Annotated in this window: 25 protein-coding genes and 1 riboswitch; of the genes, 13 read left to right on the plus strand and 12 right to left on the minus strand. The window is 65.3% G+C overall.

Translation table 11 applies throughout. From position 1 onward, the window contains the following. On the plus strand, positions 1-1,924 hold a 1,924-nt coding region (locus QZ184_RS04165), incomplete at its 5' end, for a hydantoinase B/oxoprolinase family protein (protein ID WP_296418301.1). Continuing rightward, positions 1,921-3,735 carry a gamma-glutamyltransferase gene (ggt, locus tag QZ184_RS04170; RefSeq protein ID WP_363155166.1) on the plus strand — a complete coding sequence of 605 codons (1,815 nt, stop codon included), beginning with the start codon at positions 1,921-1,923 and terminating at the stop codon, positions 3,733-3,735. The genes QZ184_RS04165 and ggt, both read left to right, overlap by 4 nt. On the opposite strand, the gene QZ184_RS04175 is transcribed toward ggt, so the two are convergent. Genes QZ184_RS04175 through hemL form a run of 4 tightly spaced genes read right to left on the minus strand, consistent with a single transcriptional unit; the run spans position 3,732 to position 7,964 of the window. Then, positions 3,732-5,102 (minus strand): TRAP transporter large permease subunit, encoded by a 1,371-nt coding sequence (locus QZ184_RS04175; RefSeq protein WP_296418303.1) that lies wholly within the window; start codon positions 5,100-5,102, stop codon positions 3,732-3,734. The genes ggt and QZ184_RS04175 overlap by 4 nt on opposite strands. Further along, positions 5,102-5,608 carry a TRAP transporter small permease subunit gene (locus QZ184_RS04180; protein WP_296418305.1) on the minus strand — a complete coding sequence of 169 codons (507 nt, stop codon included), beginning with the start codon at positions 5,606-5,608 and terminating at the stop codon, positions 5,102-5,104. The genes QZ184_RS04175 and QZ184_RS04180 overlap by 1 nt, the downstream gene beginning before the upstream one ends. Continuing rightward, the gene (locus QZ184_RS04185; protein WP_296418320.1) at positions 5,608-6,723 is read right to left on the minus strand and encodes a TRAP transporter substrate-binding protein; all 1,116 of its coding nucleotides are present in this window, start codon (positions 6,721-6,723) and stop codon (positions 5,608-5,610) included. The genes QZ184_RS04180 and QZ184_RS04185 overlap by 1 nt, the downstream gene beginning before the upstream one ends. Before the next feature lie 2 nt (positions 6,724-6,725). Next, a complete protein-coding gene (gene hemL, locus QZ184_RS04190) occupies positions 6,726-7,964 on the minus strand; it encodes a glutamate-1-semialdehyde 2,1-aminomutase (RefSeq protein WP_232197257.1) in 1,239 nt (412 codons plus the stop codon). 213 nt (positions 7,965-8,177) lie between these two features. On the opposite strand from hemL, the gene QZ184_RS04195 reads away from it, so the two are divergent. Next, positions 8,178-9,650 (plus strand): FAD-linked oxidase C-terminal domain-containing protein, encoded by a 1,473-nt coding sequence (locus tag QZ184_RS04195; protein ID WP_296415643.1) that lies wholly within the window; start codon positions 8,178-8,180, stop codon positions 9,648-9,650. Here the strand turns inward: QZ184_RS04195 and xth are convergent. Continuing rightward, positions 9,647-10,468 (minus strand): exodeoxyribonuclease III, encoded by an 822-nt coding sequence (gene xth, locus QZ184_RS04200; RefSeq protein ID WP_296415642.1) that lies wholly within the window; start codon positions 10,466-10,468, stop codon positions 9,647-9,649. The genes QZ184_RS04195 and xth overlap by 4 nt on opposite strands. Before the next feature lie 61 nt (positions 10,469-10,529). Between xth and QZ184_RS04205 the strand changes: the two genes are divergently transcribed. After that, the gene (locus tag QZ184_RS04205) at positions 10,530-10,847 is read left to right on the plus strand and encodes a hypothetical protein (protein ID WP_010315798.1); all 318 of its coding nucleotides are present in this window, start codon (positions 10,530-10,532) and stop codon (positions 10,845-10,847) included. Here QZ184_RS04205 and QZ184_RS04210 read toward each other — a convergent pair. Next, on the minus strand, positions 10,807-11,643 hold the full coding sequence (locus QZ184_RS04210; protein ID WP_247477422.1) for a tetratricopeptide repeat protein: 837 nt from the start codon (positions 11,641-11,643) through the stop codon (positions 10,807-10,809). The genes QZ184_RS04205 and QZ184_RS04210 overlap by 41 nt on opposite strands. A gap of 103 nt (positions 11,644-11,746) precedes the next feature. Here QZ184_RS04210 and QZ184_RS04215 point away from each other — a divergent pair, with 103 nt between their 5' ends. The 5 genes from QZ184_RS04215 to QZ184_RS04235 are packed head-to-tail and all read left to right on the plus strand — an operon-like array spanning position 11,747 to position 15,632. Then, positions 11,747-12,358 carry a hypothetical protein gene (locus tag QZ184_RS04215; RefSeq protein WP_029626185.1) on the plus strand — a complete coding sequence of 204 codons (612 nt, stop codon included), beginning with the start codon at positions 11,747-11,749 and terminating at the stop codon, positions 12,356-12,358. Between the two features lie 6 nt (positions 12,359-12,364). Then, positions 12,365-13,003 carry a hypothetical protein gene (locus QZ184_RS04220; protein WP_029626186.1) on the plus strand — a complete coding sequence of 213 codons (639 nt, stop codon included), beginning with the start codon at positions 12,365-12,367 and terminating at the stop codon, positions 13,001-13,003. Beyond that, positions 13,003-14,202, plus strand: a complete 1,200-nt coding sequence (gene larC / locus QZ184_RS04225; protein ID WP_296418308.1) for a nickel pincer cofactor biosynthesis protein LarC — start codon at positions 13,003-13,005, stop codon at positions 14,200-14,202. Before QZ184_RS04220 ends, larC begins: the two co-directional genes overlap by 1 nt. Beyond that, positions 14,199-15,137 carry a lysylphosphatidylglycerol synthase domain-containing protein gene (locus tag QZ184_RS04230; protein ID WP_296418310.1) on the plus strand — a complete coding sequence of 313 codons (939 nt, stop codon included), beginning with the start codon at positions 14,199-14,201 and terminating at the stop codon, positions 15,135-15,137. The genes larC and QZ184_RS04230 overlap by 4 nt, the downstream gene beginning before the upstream one ends. A 21-nt stretch (positions 15,138-15,158) precedes the next feature. Continuing rightward, complete coding sequence (locus QZ184_RS04235) at positions 15,159-15,632, plus strand: Fur family transcriptional regulator (protein ID WP_010315808.1); 474 nt, start codon at positions 15,159-15,161, stop codon at positions 15,630-15,632. Here QZ184_RS04235 and QZ184_RS04240 read toward each other — a convergent pair whose 3' ends face one another. The 4 genes from QZ184_RS04240 to QZ184_RS04255 all read right to left on the minus strand — a co-directional run bounded on the left by QZ184_RS04240 (position 15,633) and on the right by QZ184_RS04255 (position 18,315). Continuing rightward, positions 15,633-15,773, minus strand: a complete 141-nt coding sequence (locus QZ184_RS04240; protein ID WP_010315811.1) for a hypothetical protein — start codon at positions 15,771-15,773, stop codon at positions 15,633-15,635. A 65-nt stretch (positions 15,774-15,838) separates the two neighbouring features. Next, on the minus strand, positions 15,839-16,414 hold the full coding sequence (locus QZ184_RS04245) for a HupE/UreJ family protein (protein ID WP_296418312.1): 576 nt from the start codon (positions 16,412-16,414) through the stop codon (positions 15,839-15,841). 32 nt (positions 16,415-16,446) lie between these two features. Beyond that, a riboswitch (cobalamin riboswitch) is annotated at positions 16,447-16,589 on the minus strand. After that, positions 16,590-17,741: a GTP-binding protein gene (locus tag QZ184_RS04250; RefSeq protein ID WP_296415635.1), complete on the minus strand. Its 1,152-nt coding sequence runs from the start codon at positions 17,739-17,741 to the stop codon at positions 16,590-16,592. A gap of 61 nt (positions 17,742-17,802) precedes the next feature. Continuing rightward, complete coding sequence (locus QZ184_RS04255; RefSeq protein WP_296415633.1) at positions 17,803-18,315, minus strand: hypothetical protein; 513 nt, start codon at positions 18,313-18,315, stop codon at positions 17,803-17,805. Between the two features lie 158 nt (positions 18,316-18,473). On the opposite strand from QZ184_RS04255, the gene QZ184_RS04260 reads away from it, so the two are divergent. The 3 genes from QZ184_RS04260 to QZ184_RS04270 all read left to right on the plus strand — a co-directional run bounded on the left by QZ184_RS04260 (position 18,474) and on the right by QZ184_RS04270 (position 21,083). Then, positions 18,474-19,358 (plus strand): metal ABC transporter substrate-binding protein, encoded by an 885-nt coding sequence (locus QZ184_RS04260; RefSeq protein WP_247477437.1) that lies wholly within the window; start codon positions 18,474-18,476, stop codon positions 19,356-19,358. A 92-nt stretch (positions 19,359-19,450) separates the two neighbouring features. Then, a complete protein-coding gene (locus QZ184_RS04265; protein ID WP_296418322.1) occupies positions 19,451-20,341 on the plus strand; it encodes a hypothetical protein in 891 nt (296 codons plus the stop codon). Between the two features lie 43 nt (positions 20,342-20,384). Further along, positions 20,385-21,083 carry an ATP-binding cassette domain-containing protein gene (locus QZ184_RS04270; RefSeq protein WP_247477442.1) on the plus strand — a complete coding sequence of 233 codons (699 nt, stop codon included), beginning with the start codon at positions 20,385-20,387 and terminating at the stop codon, positions 21,081-21,083. Here the strand turns inward: QZ184_RS04270 and QZ184_RS04275 are convergent. Then, a complete protein-coding gene (locus QZ184_RS04275) occupies positions 21,080-21,481 on the minus strand; it encodes a transcriptional repressor (RefSeq protein WP_247477445.1) in 402 nt (133 codons plus the stop codon). The two genes, QZ184_RS04270 and QZ184_RS04275, sit on opposite strands and share 4 nt — an antisense overlap. Positions 21,482-21,512: 31 nt before the next feature. Between QZ184_RS04275 and QZ184_RS04280 the strand changes: the two genes are divergently transcribed. Beyond that, the gene (locus tag QZ184_RS04280; RefSeq protein WP_247477448.1) at positions 21,513-22,304 is read left to right on the plus strand and encodes a metal ABC transporter permease; all 792 of its coding nucleotides are present in this window, start codon (positions 21,513-21,515) and stop codon (positions 22,302-22,304) included. A gap of 18 nt (positions 22,305-22,322) precedes the next feature. Here QZ184_RS04280 and QZ184_RS04285 read toward each other — a convergent pair whose 3' ends face one another. Further along, positions 22,323-22,781, minus strand: coding sequence for a M23 family metallopeptidase (locus QZ184_RS04285; protein WP_296418316.1), 459 nt, complete (start codon positions 22,779-22,781; stop codon positions 22,323-22,325). Positions 22,782-22,895 lie beyond the last annotated feature (114 nt).

Below are 22,895 nucleotides of genomic sequence, written 5' to 3' on the forward strand. Positions count from 1 at the left end.
GTTCCAGCAGCGCTACGGCTACCTCCCCAGCGGCGATCGGCCCGAGATCGTCGTCGATCGCCTCAGCCTGGAGTTCAGCTGGCCCGGTGCCATGGCTCGTCCCCGCTCCAGCTATGCCGTCGCCGCCGAACCCCAAGGGCCCGGGAGCGTCTCGGTCTTCCTGGATGGGGCCTGGAGGTCCGCCGCCCTCTGGCAGCGCGCCCAGATCGCCCCGGGTCAGTGCATTGAGGGTCCGGCCTTGATCTGTGAGGCCACAGGCACCAACCTGCTGCCCGCGTCCTGGCGTGCGCGCTGCCTGCCTGGGGGCGAATTGCTCTTGAGCCGCGGTGCAGCGGCTGGTCTTCAGTCCAGCAAGGCCCAGACCACTGATCCTGACCCGGTCAATTTGGAGTTGTTCGGCCATCGCTTCATGGCGATTGCTGAGCAGATGGGCACCCGTCTGCAGCAGACCAGCGTCTCGGTGAACATCAAAGAGCGTCTGGATTTCTCCTGTGCCCTCTTTGACGGGCGGGGACGTCTGGTGGCCAATGCGCCGCACATCCCCGTTCACCTGGGCTCCATGGGGGAGAGCGTGTTGTCCCTGATGCGGGCCGTTGAGCAGGGGGAGCTCGAGCCCCTGCAGCCCGGGGATGCGGTCGTCTCCAACAACCCGTTCAATGGCGGCACCCATCTGCCGGACCTCACGCTGATCACGCCGCTGTTTTCCCCCTCAGGCGGTGACCAGCCCGTGGCCTTCGTCGCCTCCCGCGGCCACCACGCCGATGTGGGAGGGATCACGCCTGGATCCATGCCATCCAGTAGTCGTTCGATTGCGGAGGAGGGACTGCTGTTCGACAACGTCCCGCTGGTGCGGGGCGGCCGGCTGCTGGAGCAGGCCTGGCGGGAGCGGCTGGCCCAGGGGCCCTGGCCGGCCCGCAACCCCGATCAGCTGCTGGCGGATTTGCAGGCGCAACTGGCGGCCAATGACCTCGGGGTTCAGCGCCTGCTGGCCTTGATGGAGGCGGTGGGTGAAGCGCGGGTGCTGTCCTACATGGGGCACGTCCAGGATCAGGCGGCCGCAGCGGTGCGTCAGGTCCTCAGTCGACTGTCCGATGGCGAGGCGCGGGTTCCGCTGGATGCCGGCCCGGAGATCGTCGTTCGCCTGTCGGTGGATCGCCAGCAGCGCCGCGCTCGGATTGATTTCAGCGGGACCTCTGCTCAGATCGAGGGCAATCTCAACGCCCCCTTGGCGATCACCAAGGCTGTGGTGCTCTATGTCTTCCGCTGCCTGGTGCGCGAGCCGATTCCCCTGAATGCCGGCTGTTTTGATCCCTTGGAACTGGTGGTGCCGGAAGGCTGTCTATTGAACCCCCGGCCCCCAGCCGCTGTGGTGGCGGGGAATGTTGAGACCTCCCAAGCGGTGGCCAATGCCCTGTTTGCAGCGGTGGGGGCGCTGGCTGCCTCCCAGGGCACGATGAATAACTTGAGCTTTGGCAATGCCAATTGCCAGTACTACGAGACGGTGTGCGGCGGAACCGGAGCTGGCGAGGGGTTTGCGGGTGCCGATGCGGTGCAGAGCCACATGACCAACTCCCGCCTGACGGATCCAGAAATCCTGGAGCAGCGCTTACCGGTGCGGCTTGAGCAGTTTGCGATTCGCGCCGGCAGCGGGGGCATCGGCCGCTGGCCCGGTGGTCATGGCGTGGTGCGGACCCTGACGGCCCTGGAGCCCTTGACGGCCTCCCTGCTCAGCGGCAGTCGCCTGGTGCCCCCCTTCGGTCTGGCCGGTGGCGGCGCTGGGGCCTGCGGTCAAAACAGCCTGCGGCGGGCAGGCTCTGCGCAGCTGGAGCCCTTGCCGGGTTCTGCGCTGGTGGAGCTGCAGCCCGGTGATCAACTCCAGATGGCGACCCCCGGTGGCGGCGGCTATGGAGCAATGGAGCCATGAGACGACACTCCCCCTTCGCCATGGCTGTGGCCTGCCTCGCCCTGGCCTTCCCCAACGCGGCCGGGGCGAACCTCTTGCAGGAGCGCAGTCAACGCTTCCATCCCGTTGAGTCCTCCGCCGGAGTCGTGGCAGCCCAGGAGGCCCAGGCCGCGGCGGTGGGTGCTGAGATCCTGCGCCGGGGCGGTAATGCCGTCGATGCGGCCGTCGCGACGTCCTTTGCCCTAGCGGTGACCCTGCCCCAGGCGGGCAATTTGGGCGGTGGCGGCTTCCTGTTGCTTTGGCTGCCCAAGCGGGGGCCGATTCGCACCTGTGCGGCGGTAGCCCGGGGACCGGAGCTTCCCCAGGCCATCAGCCTGGGCCGAGGCGAGGCCGTGGCCCTGAACTTCCGCGAGAAGGCTCCGCTGGCGGCCCGGGCGGATCTGTTCTTGAACCCCGACGGCACGGTGAATCGCCAGCGGGCCCTGCGCAGCCTCCTGAGCACGGGGGTCCCCGGCACGGTGGCTGGCTTGACCCAGGTGCAACGCCGCTATGGCTGCCTCTCCCTCGCCCAGGTGATGCAGCCGGCGATTGACCTGGCTGAACAGGGTGTTCTGGTGGGGCCGGAGTTGAGTGACTCCCTCCAGGCGGCGGCGCCGTTGCTGAAGGCTGATCCCACGAGCCGTTCCCAGTTCTTCAAGCCCGATGGGGCCCCCTACCTGAGCGGCGAGCGCCTGAAGCAACCGCTGCTGGCGCGCAGTCTGCGCTGCATTGCTGAGCAGGGCGCCCGTTGCTTCTACAGCGGTCCCTTGGCCGAGAACCTGGTCGCTTTGATGCAGGCCCAGGGCGGTCTGATCAGCCTGGAGGATCTCAAGCGCTATCAAGCCCCCTGGATGCGTCCGCTGCAGGGGGAACTCCGGGGCTATCCCGTGCTGACGATGCCCCCTCCCAGCGGGGGCGGGGCCACCCTGCTGCAACTGCTCAAGGTCCTGGAGCCGCTGCAGCTTCAGCGCAGCGGTCTGAACAGCGCCGCGACGATTCATCGGATGGTGGAGGCCATGAACCTGGCCTACCGGGACCGCAACCGACTCCTGGGCGATCCGGACCAGGTGGCGATGCCGCTGGATCGTCTCCTCAGTGATCGCTATGCCGATGCCCAACGGCGACAGATTCGGCTCGATCGTCACCGCCCTGCCGCTGAGCTGGAAGCCGAGGTACTGCCGGCCCAGGGCGGCACCAATACGACCCACCTCTCTGTGGTGGACCGCGATGGCGGGTTGGTGAGCACCACCACCACCTTGAACACGGCCTACGGCAATGGCATCAGCGTTCCTGGCGCCGGGTTCCTGCTCAACAACGAGATGGACGACTTCACGGCCAAGCCCGGAGCGCCCAATGCCTACGGCCTGCGCCAGGGCAGCCAGAACGCCATCGCCCCAGAACGCCGTCCCCTCAGCTCAATGACCCCGACCCTGGTGTTCCACGCCGATGGCAGGCCCCTGCTGGCCACGGGCAGCCCAGGCGGAAGCCGGATCATCACCACGGTTCTGCAGGTGCTGCTGAACCGGTTGGTGCATGGCCTCAACCTGGCCTCAGCGGTGGCAGAGACCCGGATCCACAGCCAACTCTGGCCTGATCAAATCAGCACTGAGCAGGGGTTGAGTCCCGACACCTGGCGGCTGCTGGAGCAGCGGGGCCATCAACTCCAGCTGCGTCCAGCGATGGGGTCAGCGAACTCTGCAGAAGTCCGCTACGACGCCGAGAGACTTCTTGGCAGTTGGGGTGTGGCTGACCCCCGTCGACCGGATGCGGCGGCGGCGGCTGAGCGCCCCTAGACGCGCAGCATCGACGGCAGCCAGTTCACCAGGGGCGGGAAGCAGACGATCAGCAGCAAGACCGCGAGTTGAACGCCGATGAAGGGCCAGGCACCGCGGTAGATCGACTGGGTGCTGACCTCGTCTGGAGCCACCCCGCGGAGGAAGAACAGGGCAAAGCCGAAGGGGGGCGAGAGGAACGAGGTCTGCAGGTTCGCGCCGATCAGCACCCCAAACCAGAGCAGGGCCTCCGGTCCCAGCAACTGCCGCGCGCTGGGCAGCAGCAAGGGCAAGACGATGAACGCGATCTCAAAGAAGTCGATGAAGAAGCCCAGGGCAAAGATCACGGCCATGCTCACCAGCAAAAAGCCCGCCTTGCCCCCCGGCAGGTTGAGCAGCAGATCGCTGATCAGCTGATCGCCGCCCACGCCGCGGAAGACCAGGCTGAAGGCGGTGGATCCCAGCAGAATCGCCATCACCATCGCGGTGGTGCGCAGGGTGTCGTCGCAGACCTGATTGAGGCCGCGGCGATTCAGTCCCCCCTCCAGGGCCGCCAGGGCCATGGCTCCGATCGCCCCAATTGCTCCAGCTTCGGTGGGGGTGGCCAGGCCAAAAAAGATGCTGCCCAGCACCAGCAGGATCAAGCCCAGGGGCGGCAGCAGCACCTTCAACAGTGCCCCGCCGCTCGGCTGGCTGGAGCCGGCCTCGGCGGTGAGGGCTGGTGTCAGTTCCGGCTTCAGGCTGCTGATGACCAGGACGTAGAGCGCGAAGCCCGCGGTCATCAGTACCCCGGGGATCAGCGATCCCAGAAACAGGTCACCAACGGAGACGCCTAACTGGTCTGCGAGGACCACCAGCACGATGCTTGGCGGAATGATCTGGCCCAGGGTGCCGGAGGCGGCAATGACTCCCGTGGCCAGGGAACGGTCGTAGCCCGCCCGCAGCATCACCGGCAGGGAGATCAGTCCCATGGTGGTGACCGTGGCGGCGACGACACCGGTGGTTGCGGCGAGGAGTGCCCCCACCAGCACAACCGCCAGGGCCAGGCCGCCGCGGACTCCCCGCAGCAGTTGGCCCATGGCCACAAGCAATCGTTCGGCGATGCCCGAGCGCTCGAGCATGGCCCCCATGAACACGAAGGCCGGAATCGCCAGCAACGTGAAGTTGCTCATGATCCCGAAGATCCGCTGGGGCAGCGCCGTCAAGAACTGGGGTTCAATCACCCCAACGGCCATCCCCAACAGGGCGAAGAGCACCGAGATGCCGCCCAGGCCGAAGGCCACCGGGTAGCCGCTCAGTAGCGCCAGCACCAGGGCGATGAACATCGCTGGCCCCAGCACCTCGCCGGGGAAAAAGGTGATGACGTAGCCGAAGGCCTCCAGTTCCATCAGCGCTCACGCCTCAGGCGCAGCGCCTGGGCCAGCCCCTGCAGCGCCAACAAGCCAAAGCCCAGGGGGATCAAGCTTTTGATCCAGTAGCGCGGCAGGCCGTTGGGATCCGGCGACTGCTCCCAGATCTGCCAGGACTGCAGGGCGGGCAGTAGCGAGACCAGCAGCACCATGACCGCGAAGGGCAGCAGCAGCAGCAACGTCCCGCCGAGTTCAATCCGCCGTTGTTTGCGGGCAGACCAGCGGCTGTGGAGCACATCCACGCGGACATGGCCATTGCGCTGGAGCGTGTAGCCCAGCCCCAGCAGAAAGGCGATGGAAAACAGGGCCCACTGGGCCTCGATCAGGGCGTTGGAGCTCAGGCTCAGTCCCAGGGCCAGGCCGAGGTAGCGCCCGACCACATTCCAGGCCCCGACCACCAACATCAGCAGGATGGACCAGCGACCAATCCAGGCGGCACCCTGGTTCAGTCGATCGATCTGATCAGGCCAGTCCAAGCGCGCCATCAGCGGGGTTGGCCGTAGCTGAAGCTGGCGTAGGAGAGCTGATTCACCCGGTTCCAGGCCCAGATCTGCTCACGGAAGGTCTGCCAGCCGGCGTAGAGGGTTTTGAAATCCTGGTTCGTCCGTGCCGTGTCGGCGTAGAGCTGGTCGCTGGCTTCGCGGGCGGCCGTCAGGATCGCTTCGTCGTAGGCACGCAATTGGGTTCCGCCTGTGATCAGGCGCTGCAGGGCCTGACCGTTGAGGCTGTCGTAGCGGCTCAGCATCGAGAGGTTCGCTTCGTAGCAGGCCGTGCTGAACATCGCCTGATAGTCCGCCGGAAGGGCGCGCCAGGCGCCCTGGTTCACCAGGGCCGCGAGGGTCGGACCCGGTTCCCACCAGCCTGGGTAGTAGTAGAAGCGGGCCGCCCGGGGGAGGCCGAGCTTCTCGTCGTCGTAGGGGCCGGTCCACTCCGCCGCATCGATGGCACCCCGATCGAGGGCCAGATAGATCTCGCCGCCGGGTAGGACCTGAACGTTCACCCCGAGGGAGGCCATGACCTTGCCCCCCAGGCCGGGGATGCGCATCTTCAGGCCCCGCAGGGACTGCAGTCCCTCCAGTTCCCGTTTGAACCAGCCGCCCATTTGGGCTCCGGTGTTCCCCGCCGGGAAGCTGATCACACCGAAATCGGCGTAGAGGCGATTGATGGCCTCATTGCCGCCACCCTCATAGAGCCAGGCGTTCTGCTGCTGGGCCGTCAGGCCAAAGGGCACGGAGGTGCCGAAGGCCAGCGCGGGGTTCTTGCCGACGTAGTAGTAGCTGGAGGTGTGGCCGCATTCGACGGAGCCGTTTTGCACGGCGTCGAGCACTTCCAGGCCCGGCACCAGTTCCCCGGCGGCATAGGGCTCGATCTGGAAGCTGCCCTCGCTCAGTTCCGCGACCCGGCGGCTGATGGTCTGGGCGCCGCCAAAAATCGTGTCCAGGGAGTGGGGCCAGCTGGTGGCCATGCGCCAGCGCACCTGGGGCCGCGCGACCCCGGAAGCTTCACCGACTTTGCGGATGCGGCAGGCACCCAGTAAGGAGGCTGCTCCCGCGGAGCCCGCCGCTGTGGCCGCAGCCCGCAGCAGGCCCCGCCGCTGCATCGTCAGGCCACCGCGGCGAAGCACTCGCGGAAGGCCGCGATGGTGGTGTCGATGTCTTCGTCGGAGTGGGCCAAGGAGGTGAAGCCCGCCTCAAAGGCGCTGGGGGCCAGGTAGATGCCGCGCTCGAGCATGGCGCGGTGCACCTTGCCGAAGCGCTCCGCATCGGCGGCTTTGGCCTCTTCGAAGTTGCGCACCGGACCCTCGCAGAGGAAGAAGCCGAACATGGCGCTCACCGAACCACCGGTGATGGGCAGACCCGCGCTGCGGGCGCCATCCATGATTCCGGCGATCAGGCGGCTGGTCATCGCTTCAAGGCGCTCGTAGCTGCCGGGTTGCTTCAGCAACTCCAGGGTCTTGATGCCAGCGGTCATGGCCAGGGGGTTTCCGCTGAGGGTGCCGGCCTGATACATCGGGCCGGCGGGGGCCACCATGCTCATGATGTCGGCGCGGCCGCCGTAGGCACCCACGGGCAGTCCGCCGCCAATGACCTTGCCCATGGTGGTCAGGTCAGGGGTGACGCCGAACTTGGCCTGGGCACCGCCGTAGCTGATGCGGAAGCCGGTCATCACTTCATCGAAGACCAGCAGGGCGCCGTTCTCCTTGGTCAGCTCACGAATGCCCTCGAGGAAGCCGGGTTCGGGGGTGATGAAGCCCGCGTTGCCGACGATCGGCTCGAGGATCACACCGGCGATCTCACCGGGGTTCTCAGCAAAGAGTTGCTTGACCGCTTCCAGGTCGTTGTAGGGAGCGGTGAGGGTGCTGGCGGCGGTGGTGCGCGGCACGCCAGGGGAATCGGGCAGGCCCAGGGTGGCCACACCGGAGCCGGCCTTCACCAGGAACATGTCCGCGTGGCCGTGGTAGCAGCCTTCGAACTTGATGATCTTTTCGCGGCCGGTGAAGGCGCGCATCAGGCGCAGCACCGACATGCAGGCCTCGGTGCCGCTGTTGACGAAGCGCACCATCTCCACGGAGGGGACGGCATCGATCACCATCTCGGCCAGCTGGTTCTCGAGGGCGCAGGGGGCGCCGAAGCTCGTGCCTTTCTCCAGGGCGTCGTGCAGCGCGCTGATCACCTCAGGGTGGGCATGGCCGCAGATGGCAGGGCCCCAGCTGCCGATGTAGTCGATGTAGCGGTTGCCATCGACGTCCCAGGCATAGGCCCCTTTGACGCGGTCAAAGACGATCGGCTGGCCGCCTACCGAACGGAAGGCGCGCACGGGTGAACTGACGCCGCCGGGCATCAGCTTCTGGGCGGCACTGAAGAGTTCCTGGGAACGGGTGGTGTTGTGCACAGGTGCCGAGACAGGAGCCGAGGTCAAAACGGAATCCGCAGACTGGATTGGGGCTCGAGACCCCAAATGGGCCTTAAGCGTCGCCCATCCTTACGCAATCACCGCCCAAGCGGTCGAGACCGTGCCAGCTCGTTAAGGTCGTTGGGCGTCCCCACAATCGCTGTGAATCCAGACTGGGGCTTGGTTGAGCGCCGATTGAAGGCCCTGCTGCCGGCGCGCTCGGTGGTGGCCAAGCGTCAGGAGTTGCTGGCCTACGACTGCGATGGTTTGACGCTGCATCGCCATCAACCGCCCTTGGTGGTTTTGCCGGAGACCACCGCTGAGGTGGCGGCGGTGGTGCGCCTTTGCAACGAGCTTCAGGTTCCATTCATCGCCCGAGGCAGCGGCACGGGCCTCTCGGGCGGAGCCTTGGCGGAGCAGCCCGCGCTGGTCATCGCCACCAGCCGCATGCGCCGGGTGATCGCCATTGATCTCCCCAATGAGCGCATCACCGTGGAGCCCGGGGTGATCAACAGCTGGGTGACGCGGGCGGTCGCCGGTGATGGCTTCTATTACGCCCCCGACCCCTCCAGCCAGGTGGCCTGCAGCATCGGCGGGAACGTGGCGGAGAACTCCGGCGGGGTGCACTGCCTGAAGTACGGCGTGACGAGCAACCACGTCCTTTCGATGGAGGTGGTCCTGCCCGATGGCAGCGTGACGACCCTGGGTTCGGGCATGGCGGAGACCCCCGAGCTGGACCTGCGTGGGGTGTTCATCGGTAGTGAGGGAACCCTGGGGATTGCGACGGCCATCACCCTGCGCCTGTTGCGGCAACCGGCCTGCGTGGCGGTGCTCTTGGCGGACTTCGCCTCGATGGAGGCGGCGGGCGAGGCCGTGCGTCTGGTGACCGCCGCTGGGGTCCTGCCGGCGGGCATGGAAATCATGGATCGCCGCTGCATCCATGCGGTCAATGACTTCTTCGGCGTGGATGAGTACCCCCGCGAGGCCGCAGCTGTTCTGTTGGTGGAACTCGACGGGCACCCCCTGGAGGTGCAGGAGTCGGTGCAGATGGCCGCGGAGCTCTGCCGGGAGGCCGGAGCCGGTGGGGTCCGTGAGGCCTGGAGTCAGGAAGAGCGCGATCGCCTTTGGAAGGGCCGCAAGAGTGCGATTTCAGCCCTGGGCCGCCAATTCCCCAATTACTACCTGCAGGACGGGGTGGTGCCGCGGACGGCCCTGCCGCGGGTTTTGGCGGCGATTGAACGACTGAGTGAGGAGCACGGTCTGGCGGTGGCCAACGTCTTCCATGCCGGTGATGGCAACCTCCACCCCTTGATCCTGTATCGCGCCGATGAGCCCGGCGTGAACGAGCGGGTCACGGCCTTGGGGGCAGCCATCTTGAAGCTCTGCCTCGATGCTGGCGGCAGCATCAGTGGTGAACACGGGGTGGGCAGCGACAAGCGCTGCTACATGGACTGGATGTTCAGTCCTGATGACCTTGAGACGATGCAACTAGTGCGGCGGGCCTTTGATCCAGACGGCCTGGCCAACCCCGGCAAGATCTTCCCCACCCCGAAGAGCTGCGGAGAATCGGCCCGTCGCTGGGTGGAGCTGAAGGAGGAGGGCCAGCGCCTACCCGAGGGGGTCGAGCTCTACTAGGGCCAGCTGTCCTCGTCTTCGTCCTCTTCCGGCGGCCAGGCCAGGTTCACCACCACCGGGGCATGGTCACTGGGTTGGACATTGCCGCGGGGCTGTTTGTCGATGACGCAGCCGGTGGCGCAGCCCAGGAGCTCCTCTGAGAGATAGATGTGGTCGATGCGCCAGCCCAGGTCCCGGTCCCAGGCCCCGCTGCGGTAGTCCCACCAGCTCCAGTGCCCACTGCCCGGTTCAAAGACACGAAAGACATCCGTGAGGCGATCGGCGAGGGCGGCGCGCAGGGCTGTGCGCTCTGGATCGCTGGCCATGATCGTGCCGCTGAGGCGTTGCGGGTCCGGTAGATCCCGGTCCTCCAAACCGATGTTGAAGTCCCCCACCATGCAGAGCGGATCCCCTTGCTCCTCCTGCACCGCCAGGTAGCGCTGCAGGCAGGCCAGCCACTCAAGCTTGTAGGGGTATTTCTCGCTCTTCAGGGAGCTGCCATTGGGGACGTAGAGGTTCAGGATCCTCACCCCATCGACCATTCCGCTGATTACCCGTTTTTGTTCGCTGAGCGGCCCCGCGTCCGGGAGCAGGGCGTCGAAGCCCACCTGGACGTCCTCCAGCGGCTCTCGGCTGATCAGGGCGACGCCGTTGTAGGCCTTCTGTCCGCTGATGGCGCAGTGGTAGCCGATCTGCTCAAAGGCCTGCAGCGGGAACAGGTCGTCGCTGACCTTGGTCTCCTGCAGGCAGAGCACATCCGGTTCATGGGTCTGCAGCCAGGCCAACACTTGATCCAGGCGGGTCCGCACGGAATTGACGTTCCAGCTGGCGATGCGCATCGATGGGAGGTGGCTTGGGGCTGCTCCTAGCATTCCCGCCAAGCTGTTCGATCGAAGTGCCATGTACCGGGGACTCACCGCGGCCTTGATCGCGGCCGCCGCAGTGCTGCCCCTCGCGGCTCGCGCCCAGTCCGGCAACACGAACCTTGCTCCCGAGCCGAGCGTTTTTGATCAGGGCCCCGGTGGCACCAGTCGAAAGGGCGGGTCGCTGCTGGACAGCACGAATCCGATCGACCTGATGAACAAGCTGCGGCGCAGCTCGGCGATGGATGACGCCACCGACCCCGGCGACGCCATTGACGCGGCACTGCGTCAGCTCGACAGCCAGGCGGCTCCCCCTAGCTCTGGGGCTTCTTCTCCGCTGGTGACGGCTCCTTAGCGCTCTTTTTGTTCTCCCTGAGGCTGTCGAGTCCCCAGCTGGCGGCGACACGATCCAGGCGTGGGTCTTTCTTTTCCGGTTGCCTGGCCTGGGCGTCCGCCAGGGCCTGACCAGCTCCCGCGAGGTCGCCTTGGTCTTGTTTCAGCAAGGCAATGGCAAGAAGAGGTCTGGGGTCTCGCGGGAAATCTTTGGCGAGCTGTCCATAGAGGGCTAAGGCGTCCGCGCTCTTTCCTTGCCGCTGGCGCAGATCACCCAGCAGTAGGCCAAGACCCAGCTTTTGTGGCTGGGGGGTGGGTTTACTGCTGGCCTCCAGCAGGGTCTTGAGCTGGGCCTCGGCTTCGGCGCCGCGCCCCTGCTCCAGTTGGATCAGGGTGAGCAGTTGCAGCGCTTCAATCCGATCGGGCTTGAGGTTGAGGATCTGGCGTAACTCCCGCTCAGCCCCGGGGCGGTCGTTGTTGTCGCGGCGGAGCTCCGCCAGCAGCAGACGCAGCTGCCAGTTCTGAGGCTGCTGATCGGCCAGGCGCTCCAGCACGAGGCTGGCCTCCTGGGATTGACCTTGCTGAATCAACAGATCGATGAGCCGCTGCTGATCCGCGTTGCTGGCGGATCCGTCGCCGAGGCGGGCTTGCAGCAGGGCAATTTGGCGCTCATTGCTGCCCTCGGGGCTGCCCTGGGCTTTGAGGGCTTGGTGCTGACCCAGCAGCCAGCCGCCGGTGAGTGACACCGTCACCAGCCCCGATGCCACCAGGGCGATGAGCACGCCATCGCGCTGGTTGGTGCGGCCGCGTGCCGGCATCGAGGAACCTGCAAGTGGGCCTCAGTCTGGGCCCTTTTTGCAAGCTCGGTACATTGTCCAGCGGGCGATGGATTTCACGAGCGCCCAGAGGGTTTCAGCCACGATGCGTCAACACCCCATTTCCCCGGTCACAGAACCGATGCAGTACCGCGCCATCGGCGTGGTGCGGGGGACTTACGTGCCGGCTGATGCAGATCAGCTCACCCGTGGAGTGATCCAGACCGAGGACGGCTCAGAGATTGATGCCGTTGTCCTTGGACGCGTGCTGACGCTGATGCGCCGTCACTTGGACCTGAGCAAGCCCCACCTCTGGGTGGCCTATCCCCGTTTCCGCGATCCTGATCAGCTCCATCTCCAGCTGGTGGGGGTCTGGGAACCCAGCACCCTCTCCCCCGAGGAGAGTGCCGATGAGGGGGATGACCTGCCCGAAGGTGATGGTTATTTCTCGGTGCGCGGCGAGCTGATCTACACCCGTCCAGAGGACGGTGATCTGGTCGTCAAGATTCGCCAGCAGCCCAGGCCTGACGGTCGCCGCCCAACCCCGTTCAAACTCCAGCTGAAGGGCCAGGTGGATCCCGCCCATCTGCGCCACTTCGTTTCATTGGATCTGCGCCGCGAGGGTCAAACCCTGCAGGTTGAGAACCACGAAGTCATTGCTCCTGTGCCCCAACGGGCCGGCCGCGGTCGCGGCGGTCCCCGCGGTGCTCGCCGCTAGGTGCGTCTGGCCAGCTCCGATCAGGGATCAACGGCGGCGTTGCGGGCCGGTGTTGCTGTGGCGGGCATCAGTGTTGTCTCCGTTGTGGGCCCTGTGCTGGGCCTCTCCCCCTGGCTGATTGCCGGAGCGGCCGGTGGGGCACTGACGGCCCTGACGCTGGATGCAGCTCGCTTCGGTGGCCTGGGGGGCCATCTGTTGGCAGAGGCCCTGCCCTTTGGTCTGGGTCGCTCACGGCTGAGACGGATTGCTGTGCATGAGGCCGGACACCTGCTGCTGGCCGCAGAGAACCAGTTGCCGGTGAAGCAGGTTCTGGTGGGCAGCCGCGCCTGTTTGCGCCATGGTTTGCGCGTGAACGGCAGCACCGAATTGGAACCTCCCGCCCAGGTGAAGATGCCGCTGGAGGATCTGCGGCGTTGGAGCCGGGTGCTTCTGGCCGGGATGGTGGCGGAGGTGGTCGAGTACGGCGGCTCCCGCGGCGGTGCCGATGACCGGGCTCTGCTGGGACGGCTCTGGGGCCTCTCCGGACACGATGTGATGACGGCCCAAAACGAGCAGCGTCGCGCCCGCCGCGAGGTGCAGCAGTGGCTGGAGCAGCACCGCGAGCAGCTTCAGGCCAGCGCGGAGCAGCTTCTGCAGGAGGCCTGATGGGATCCCTGGCGGTGGTGGATTGCCCGACGGGATTGGCCGGGAACATGCTCCTGGCGGCCCTGTTCGACTGCGGACTGCCTGAGGAGGTGGTCCACCAACCCCTGGCGGCCTTGGGTTTGGCTGGGCTCTATCGCCTGCAGCTGGAGGAGCGCCGCAGCGCAGGATTGCGTGGCTTGCATCTGCAGGTGGAGCTGCTGGAGCGGCAGCCCCCTCACCGCCATTGGGCCGGCCTCAAGGAGCAGATTCAGGCAGCCGATTGGCCGCCGGCACTCCGTGAGTCGGTGTTGAGGGTCTTTGGGGTGCTGGCGGAGGCGGAAGGAGCGGTCCATGGCCACCCGCCCGAGCAGGTGCATTTCCATGAGGTGGGGGCCCTGGATGCCCTGGTGGATGTGGTCGGCGTCTGCGCTGGCTTGCAGCACTTCGGGGTTGAGCGCCTGATCTGCAGTCCTCCACCCGCTGGCCATGGCCAGGTCAAGAGTGCCCACGGCCTGCTGCCGGTGCCGGTGCCCGCGGTGCTGGAGCTGGCCACGCGCCATGGGGTTCCGCTCGCCACGAGTGCGGGCTTTCCTCCAGCGGAATTGACGACGCCGACGGGATTGGCCCTGATGGTGGCCTGGGCAGAGTGCTTCGCGCCGGCGCCGTCCCTGCGTCCGAGCCGGCTGGGGATCGGGCTGGGCACGCGCGAGTTGGATCGCCCGAATCAGTTGCGCCTGCTCCTGGCTGAGGCGGATGTCCCCGCTAGCAGCGCGCCCGAGTTGCAGACCGTTGTGCAGCAGCAGGCCCAGATCGACGATGCCACCCCGGAGGATGTGGCCTTCCTCCAGGAGGCCCTGCGGGAGGCCGGGGCGTTGGAGGTCTTTGCCCAGCCGGTCGTGATGAAGAAGGGACGCGCGGGCAGCTTGATCACAGCATTGGCCTGGCCGGAGCAGGCGGAGGCCCTGCGGGCGATCTGGTGGCGCTATGGCAGCAGCCTGGGGGTGCGTGAGCAGCAGCAGCAGCGCTGGGCCCTGCCTCGGCAGATTGAGCAGCGGCAGACGCCCTGGGGGCCCGTGCGCTTCAAGCGCTCCATCCGGCCCGATGGCAGCGTGCTCTGCAAGCCGGAACTGGAGGACTTGATTCCCTTGGCGCAGCAGCGGCAGCTGCCCCTGGATCAGCTGCGCGCAGAGCTGCTCCGCTGGCTGGAGGAGCAGCCGTGATCCAGCGGCTGAGGGGGCTCTCTCTGCCTGGGGGCGCCCGGCTTTGGGTGAGTGCGGCGAGCTTTGCTTTTGTTCTGACGGCCGTGGTCTCCCACGGCAGCCAGCTCTTGCAGCTCAGCCTGGATCGTCAGTCCTGGCTCTGGCTCGCCTTGGGCCTCGGGCTGAGTGCCTTGAGCCTGGTGGTCAATGGCTTGGCGTGGGGAGTGGTGCTGCGCTGGTTCGGTGCGGCACCGCGCTGGACGCCTGTGCTGCTGCTCTTCCTCGAGTCGAATCTGCGCAAGTACCTGCCCGGTGGGGTGTGGCACCTGGTCACGCGGGTTCGGGCCCTGCGCGCTGGTGGACCCTGCCGCCAACCCCTGAGTGGTCGGCAGGCCCTGGGGACCGTCCTGCTGGATCCGCTTTTGATGGCGGCGGCGGCCTTGGCCCTGGTGGCCCTGGGGGGAGGGCTGGGTCTGTTGGGCCTGCTGCCTTTGCTGGCCCTGGTGCCGCGTTGGTTAAACCCTCTGCTGGAGCGTCTGGAGCGCCGCCGCGCCCAAGCCCTGGAGGTTGATCCCGCCGGCCTGACTCCAGGGAGCCTGCGCTTGCCGGGCTATCCCTGGCTGCCCCTGCTGGCGGAGTTGGTCTTTGTTCTCTGCCGCTTCGGAGGCTTCGCCTGCTGCGTTCAAGCCTTTGACCTCAGCGTTCAACTGAGCTGGTGGGGCTGGTTGTCCGGGTTCGCCCTGGCCTGGACGGCTGGGCTGGTGGTGCCTGCTGCCCCTGGGGGGCTGGGGGTGTTTGAGGCGGTGTTGGTGCTGCGCCTGGCGGTGTCGGTCCCCGAGGCTCCCCTGCTGGCGGTGGCCCTGAGCTACAGGCTCGTGGTGTCCCTGGCGGATTGTCTGATGGCCGCCGCTGCCCGCCGGGACCTGGCGGCGCTTCGCAACAGTGGGTATTGTTGAGAAGTGCCCTGAGAGAGCGTCTTGCCCGCTGGTCCCGTCTCCCCGGTGCAGGCCGATGCCTTACGCAGCTCGCTGCATGACCGCGGACAGCGTCTGACGCCCCAGCGGCAACGGGTCTTGGCCCTGTTTGAGCGCCTGGGCGAGGGAAGTCATCTCAGTGCCGAGGAGGTGCATCAGCGCCTGCTGAAGGCGGAGGAGCGGGTCTCCCTGGCCACGGTGTATCGCACCTTGCGGCTACTGAGCTCGATGGAGCTGCTCTGCGAATTGGAGCTGCCCGAAGGGGGCCGGCGCTTTGAGCTGGCCAGTGATGAGGCCCACCGGGACCACCACCACTTGGTCTGTGCCCGCTGCGGACACACCGAGGAGTTTGAAAGCGAAGCGGTGCTTCAGGCCGGCGGTGAAGCAGCGGCTCTACACGGCTTTCAGCTGCTGAATTGCGTCTTGAACGTGCGGGCGCTCTGTCCCGCTTGTTCCCAGCAGGAGGACGAGGTTTGATCAGCGGCGGTTGACCCGGACCGGCACGAGCGACGGTTGCATCAAACCGCCGCCGCCGTTGTCATCGTCCGAGTCGGTGGCGAGCCAGAAAATCAGACCGACGAGCCCCAGAACCGTTGTGAGTGCAGTGAACTCGGCCATCCGGGGGATGCGGTTCGACACACCATAACGGCGTTTTTCGCTTCTGCTGTCGCGGATGCTGCAGCTCAGAGGGGTGCAATCGCCAGCAGACCGCCGGCCAGCACCAGCAGCCCGGCCCCGAGGCTGGCCAGCTTGCGGTCAAACCGCTGGCTCAGCCAGGCGCTGCCGCCCACCACCGCAGCGGAGCTCAGCAGGGCGCCAATCCACCAGAAGGAGCTGCCACTGGATTCCAGGCCGTGGAGCATGGCGTGCAGGGCGACGGCCCCGCCAACGGTGAGGGCCAGGATCGAACGGCCGCAGTGACCGCGCAGCACCAGAACAAGCACGGCAGCAACAGCCGAGATTGCCAGTGCTGCCAGCACTTCAGCCCCGGGTAGTTGCCCGCCAAAGCTGCCCACGATCGAACCCAGCAGCGCGCCAGCAACGGCAGTCGTCAGCAACGGGCGCCCGGCCTGGGCAACACAGAGACCGACGGTCACCAGCATCAGCAGGTGATCCAGTCCCAGCAGGGGGTGCAGGGCGCCACCCATGACGCCATGGTCGGCGCTGCCATGGGCACCGGCCGGGAGCATGGAGAGCAGGCTCAGTCCCAGTCCAGCTGCAGTGCTGGTGAGCAGCGATCGGGTCAGTTTCGAGTTCATGGCAGATCCGGTCCGCGCCGGTGCTGAGGTTTTTTTGGGGGGGTGAGGGCGGCGAGCGTTCTGACTGAGGAGCGGGCGCTCCCATCACAGCTGCGGGACAGTGCCGGAGTCACACCGGACTTTCCTCGTTGCCTTCCTGGGCTGGGTCCAGGAAACCGCTGCTCGGATTATCGCTTCAGGAGAAGCCCTTGCCGGCATCTTTGGCGACGCAGGCCTGAAGTTGCTTGCGGATCTTGGCGTGGTCGAGGTTTTTGCCGATCACGACCAATTGGTTTTTGCGGTCGCTGGGCTTGCTCCACTCGCTGTCGTCGATGGAGAAACGCTTGCCGGCCAGGTGGAAGACGTGGCGCTTGCTGCTCTCGTTGAACCAGAGGATTCCCTTGGCCCGGAAGACCCCCGCAGGCAGCTGGTTGTCGAGGAAGTTCTGAAACTTCCGCAGGGAAAAGGGCCCCTCGGCATTGAAGGAGAGGGACGTGAATCCCTCGATGGCGAGGTGATCCGCGTGGGAATGGTCGTGGGAGTGCCCGTGATCGTGACTGTGATCGTGTGAATGACCGTGGTCGTGCTCGCAGTGCCCGTGGTCGTGATCGCAGTTGCTGTGGTCCTGGTGGTCGTGGGAATGATCGTGGTCGTGCTCATGGACGCAGTGACCGTGGTCGTGGTCGCAGTCGTCGTGGTTTTGCTGCGCAGCCACCTTGTCGCTTTCGAAGAGGCCCACGCTGAGCAGCAGCGGCAGATTGACCTCCCCTTTGACCGAGCGCAGGATCCGCGCATCGGTTTTGATCTCCCGCAGCTTGTCTTCCACCGCAGTGAGGCGCTCCTCGCTCACGAGGTCGCACTTGTTCAGCAGAAGGATGTCCCCATAGACCACCTGGGCCCGGGCCACCTCCCCATCGAGGATCTCGTCGCTGAAGTTCTCAGCATCGACCAGGGTGATGATCGAGTCGAGCCGGGTCTGATCCCGTAGATCGCTGCCGAGGAAGGTCATGGCCACCGGCAGCGGGTCAGCCAGTCCAGTGGTCTCCACCACCAGATAGTCGACCGGATCTGGGCGATCGAGGATCCGGTAGACGGCGTCCAGCAGCTCTCCATTGATGGAGCAGCAGATGCAGCCATTGCTGAGTTCGACCATGTCCTCGCCGGTGGCGATGATCAGGTCGTTGTCGATGCCGATCTCTCCAAACTCGTTGACCAGCACAGCGGTTTTGACGCCCTGCTGGTTGCTGAGGATGTGGTTGAGCAGCGTGGTTTTTCCTGCGCCAAGGAAGCCCGTGAGGATGGTCACGGGAAGCCCGCTGGGGGCCTGTTCCATCAGGCTGCTGCTCATGGTGAAGGCGGCTTGCTGCGGCTGGGATCGATCCCCTCAGTCTGGGACGTGGCCTGCAGCTTTAGACGCTGCTCAAGCCACAGGCCTTCAGATAGGTCTGGTCGATGGTTTGGCTTTCGGCTGAGCTGGTGAGGTCCTTGTAGGTCTTGGCCGCGGCTTTGGCTCCAGCGCCATCGCCATCGGAGAGGGCATCGAGCATCGCGTTAATCACGCCGAGTTCCTGTTGCTCGAGCTTGAGGTAGGCCGCTTGGGCGCTTTTGCAGGGGCCATCCTTGAGATCGGCCTGAATGCTCTGCAGAGCGTCGGTGTAGCTCGTGGCGGTCGCCCGGGTCTGTTTGATCAGGGCCTCATGGTCGTGGTCATCTTCAGGATCAAAGCGATCGGGAGAGAGCTCGATCGCGGCCAGGAGATGGCCTTCCAGGGCTGTGATGGCTCCCTCGTTGTAGGCATAGACCTCTTTTTGCGGGCCGCTCATTGCGGACTGGTCTGCGCTGGGCGATTGGCAGGCGGCGAGGGCGAGTAGGCCGCTGGCGAGTGCCGCGGCATGGACGGCTGAGCGACGTGGGAAGGACATCGGCTCTCGAGAGGGCGGGGAGTTGGTTTCAGGCTGATCAGGAATGGCCAACACGGCAACGGGCCAACCCTTAACCCGAGACTGAGAACCGTTATCGTTTCCGGAGCTGCGGGGTGGGTTTGGCGCGTTCTTTGGCGCTTGCGGCTGTTGCAAGTGGATTGACGCTCGTTGCTCCGCAGGCCAGTGCTGCACAGGCCTCCCCCTCGGTTGTTGCAGCGAACGGCATTCTTTGCGACCTCGTTGGTGTGCTGGCGGGATCGAGTGCTTCTGTCGCCTGCCTGGTGCCCGCTGGAGCCGATCCACACGACTACCGCCTGAACGCCAGGGACCGAGCAGCGATTCAGTCGGCCTCTCTGGTCTTCTTGAACGGCTATCGGTTAAGTCCTGCCCTCGAGCGTGTCGGGAAGCTCAAGCGCACGGTCAAGGTGGCCGAACGGGCGGTCCCCTTGAGTCCATCGCGTGATCCGCATGTCTGGCACAACCCGCTCCAGGCGGTGGCGATGACGAGGGCGGTCTCCTCTGAACTCAAGACTTTGGTGGCGGCCCCGGCCCGCCCGGCGATTGAGGCACGCGCGGCTCGAGTGGCCTCCGTGCTCCAGCAGTTGGATCGATGGGCTGCCGTGCAATTCGCGACGGTGCCCAAGGGGCATCGTGTGGTGCTGACGGAGCACGATGCGATTGCCGCGTTGGCCCGGCGCTACCAGGTTCGCTATGTGCCCTTGATGCGCTCCTTTGCCTCAGGCGGCCCGCTGCGTCCCAGCAGTTTGGGTGAGATCACACAAGCGGTGAAGGGATCGGGAACGAAGTATCTGTTCTCGGAGTCCAAGGCCAACTCAAAAACCTTGCGCCGCATCAGTAAGACCTCGGGGATTCCGATTTATCGCCAGCACTTGGTGGTTGATGGAGTCGCCAAGGGACAGACCTACGTCGCCACGTTCGTCTCCAATGTCTGCACCTTGGTTGATGCCCAGGGTGGACGCTGTGACCGCTCCGCCGCTCACGCACTCGTCGTCCGTTGGAAGGCGATTCGCTCGTCTCGCTGACTGTCGAATCCTCGCTTTGATCTCCTTAGATGATTGGCCCCCGTTCGCTGTTCTTGCCCTTGAGGTGCCTCCCCTTTGGTGTGGGCTGTGCTCTGTTGCTCTCAGCCCCCGCTTTCGCCCACGGCGGAGCGACTGGCGAGGAGCTAAAGCCTGGCGAATTCAAGGCCTCCCCTGTGATCACCATCGAGGGACACGGTGGTCTGGAGAACAATTTGCAGGGGCCGCCCAGGCACTACGCCATCGATGGTCTTTATGGAACGGTTTTGGAGTGGGGGCTCAAGAACCAGGGCAGTTTTGCGATCGAGGCGGCGATTGGTCCAGCCTTTGTCTGGGGTGAGGCTGAGCATTTTTATGGCCAGGTTCATGCCCATGGGGGGCATGCTGATGAAGAGCACGAGGGTGAGTCCTTTACCTCTGCTAGTCCATGGCGCAGGACGGACATTAAGGGCTATCTCAGCGCTCGCTATCAACCCTCGAGCAACCTTTCCTTCCAGGCAACCTGGAAGCCGTACTACATCACTCGAACTGAAACCCAGGATGGTCTAGAGGATCAGTTGGGTTTGAGGAATGAGGTTCAGGCGGGTGTGCTCTACGCCTTTGGTGATGGCGACGTCAATTTCGCCTTGGGTGATGGCCTGGAGAGTGTTGTGGATGGACTGTTTGTGTCTGCAGTCAACAACACGGGCTGGGATAGTGATGGAACCTATTTGGGCAACTACACCGATACCTGGGGTGGGTTTGGTTTTAACTACGACCTGCTGAATGTGACGCTCTCAGCTGGTCCACGGTTCTACACACCCGGCCGCTACGCCAACCTTCCGCAGCGTACGGATTGGGGTGGAGAGATTGAGTTCGAGTATCCCTTCACCACGACAGTCGTTGGCTTTGCCCACTGGCAGGCCGTGTACAGCACCCAGGCTGGTGAAGGCTGGGGAATTGGATTTCAGCACCACATCGGTACTGGTGTGACTTTCCGCTTCTAGGGGCTTTTCTAGCGATCCGACTAGCTTGAGCTCTAGAGGCTGGATGGCTTTGCTTCGCGTTCAAAACCTCTGCGTTCATCGCGGCCAGCAACTGGTTCTCGATGACGTCTCTTTCACGATCAAGTCCGGCTCGTTAACGGCTTTGGTTGGCCCCAATGGAGCAGGCAAGAGCACGTTGTTGCATGCCCTAGAGGGGCAACTTCCAGCCACCTCCGGCCTCCTGGAGTTGGCTGGTTTGGCCCTCACCCCTGCGTTGGCCCGTCGAGAGATTGCGCTGATGCCGCAACGCGGAGCCATTGATTGGAGTTTCCCAATCACGGTCCAGGAGTTGGTTGCCCTGGGGCGTCTTCTCGGGCGTCGACCGGGCTGCTGCGATGTGGAGGCGGTTTTACAGCGGGTGGGTCTGGCTGGCTTGGGTTCACGACGGTTGGATGAACTCTCCGGCGGTCAGCAGCAGCGGGCGCTGCTCGCCCGCACGTTGTTGCAGCCAGCCCAGCTCTTGCTCCTCGATGAGCCCTGCGCTGCGATTGATCCCCCATCGCGCACCAATTTGTTGCGGGTCATGCGTCAGCTCTGCGATGCGGGATTGACCCTGCTGGTGAGCAGCCATGACTGGGGAACTGATCTGGATGCCTACGACGAAGTGCTGGTCCTGGATCGAGCGCTGCTTGCCCAAGGTCCGCCCGAGGCGGTACGGCGCTCCTTGGGCGACCTCAGGGTTGGGCATCAATGCTGTGGTTAGTCGCTTTGACGGGACTGGCAGCTCTCGCACAGTCCGAAGAACTCCAGGGTGTGAAAGATCAACGAAAACCCTTTGCTGTCCTCGGTTTCGAGGTCAACGTGATGAACAGGACAATGGTTGAGGACCGCGGTGGCGCCGCAGTCCACGCAGGTGATGTGATGCTCGTCCCGCCCCAACGGAGCGAAGAGGGCTTCGCCGCTGGGCAGATGCCGGCAGCGGATCAGTCCCCGTTGCTGGAGTTGGCGCAGGTGCCTGTAAACCGTCGCCAGTCCCATGGGGCTGTGGCTGCTCCGCAGCTGGGCATGCAGCTCCTGTCCCGACAGTTCTTGCTCGGCGTCCTCCAGGTGCTGAATGATCAGCTGCTGCCGCTCCGTGATGCCGGCAACCTGGGGGGGCATGCGCGTCCAGTTTGGATGGGGTCCAGATCCTATGGCTGACGCCTGGTGGCTCTTGCCCTTCAGCATCGCCCTGGTGGTGGGCGTGCTCTGTCCCCTGGCCGGAACGGCTCTGTTGGTGCAGCGCCGGTTGTTCCAGGTCAATTTGATCTCCCATGCGGTGCTGCCAGGACTGGTACTCGCCGTGTTCTGGGGGCTGGAGCCAAGCCTCGGCGGATTAATCAGTGGCGTGGTGTTCGCGCTGCTGGCTGAGCGGCTCACGGGGCTTCTGCCCCAGGGCGATCGCAATCGGGAGGCCGTGCTCAATGCCGTCTTGGCGGGATCGCTGGGGCTGGGGGTCCTGCTGATTCCCTTGCTCGGGGTCCGAGTGGATCTCGAGGCGATCTTGTTTGGGGATCTTCTGGCGGCTGGTCCAAGGGAGCTCTTGCAGAGCCTCATTGCCTTGGTCCTGATCGTCGGCGTGCTCGCCGGCCGCTATCGCCAGTACGTCTATCTCGGGGTGGATCCCGTTGGGGCCCAGGCTGCTGGGCTGCGTGTCTCGGCCCTGCGCTTGCTGTTGACACTGGTCACCGCGCTGGCGGTGGTGAGCGCGATTAGCGCCGTGGGCATTGTCTTGGTGGTGAGCCTGATGGCAGCACCTGCTCTCTTGGCCTTGCCGAAGGCCAGGAGTTTGCGGCAGGCCCTGCTGCGCTCCTCCTTGTGGGGACTGCTCCTCTGCGGGGGAGGATTTCTGTTGGCGGTTCAGGATGCGGTCAACCTGCCGCCCGGTCCTGTGATCGGTGTTGTCTGTCTGGCCACCCTGCCGTTGCCGCTCTTGCGCCGCTGATCAACGGGCAGGGGGCTTTCAGTCTTGCTTCACCAGGGCGGCCGGTGAACCACCCGTCCCTGTGAGGCTGGCCGCCGGCTTGGCTTGCTCTTGCGCGACCTCGCTGTAGAAGCTGGTGTCCAGGTTGCTCAGCAGTGCGGGGCGGTTGGTCTCGAAGTGCAGGTGGGGCCCGGTGGTCCAGGCGCCGCTGTTGCCGCAATGGCCAATCAGGTCGCCCCGCTTGTAGGTCCCGGGCCCTTGGGCGCTGTGCAGATGGCTGTAGCTGGTCTCTAGACCGTTGTTGCCCACGAGCACCACGGTGTTGCCGTGGGTGTGGCGGCGGATCACGCTGGCCACTCCGTCGTGGGCGGCGCGCACCGGTGTTCCGACCGCACAGGCGATGTCCAGGGCCGGGTGCTCGGCGTGGGCGTCTTGGGTCACAACCCCTGGCATGGGATTCAGCAACTGCAGCGCGGGGACCAGGAGTGCGACGGGCAAGAAAAAGCTTTCGTGAAATCGAAAGCGGATCTTAAGTTACGACCCCTGAGACTTGAATGTCGTCTATGCGACAGGTTCGGGTTTCAGTCCGGATGAGCGCTGCAGGGCATCCAG

Origin of the sequence: Vulcanococcus sp. DEBay_Sum22DG08_74, from assembly GCF_017852955.1 — a bacterium.
Classification (GTDB): Bacteria; Cyanobacteriota; Cyanobacteriia; order PCC-6307; family Cyanobiaceae; genus Vulcanococcus.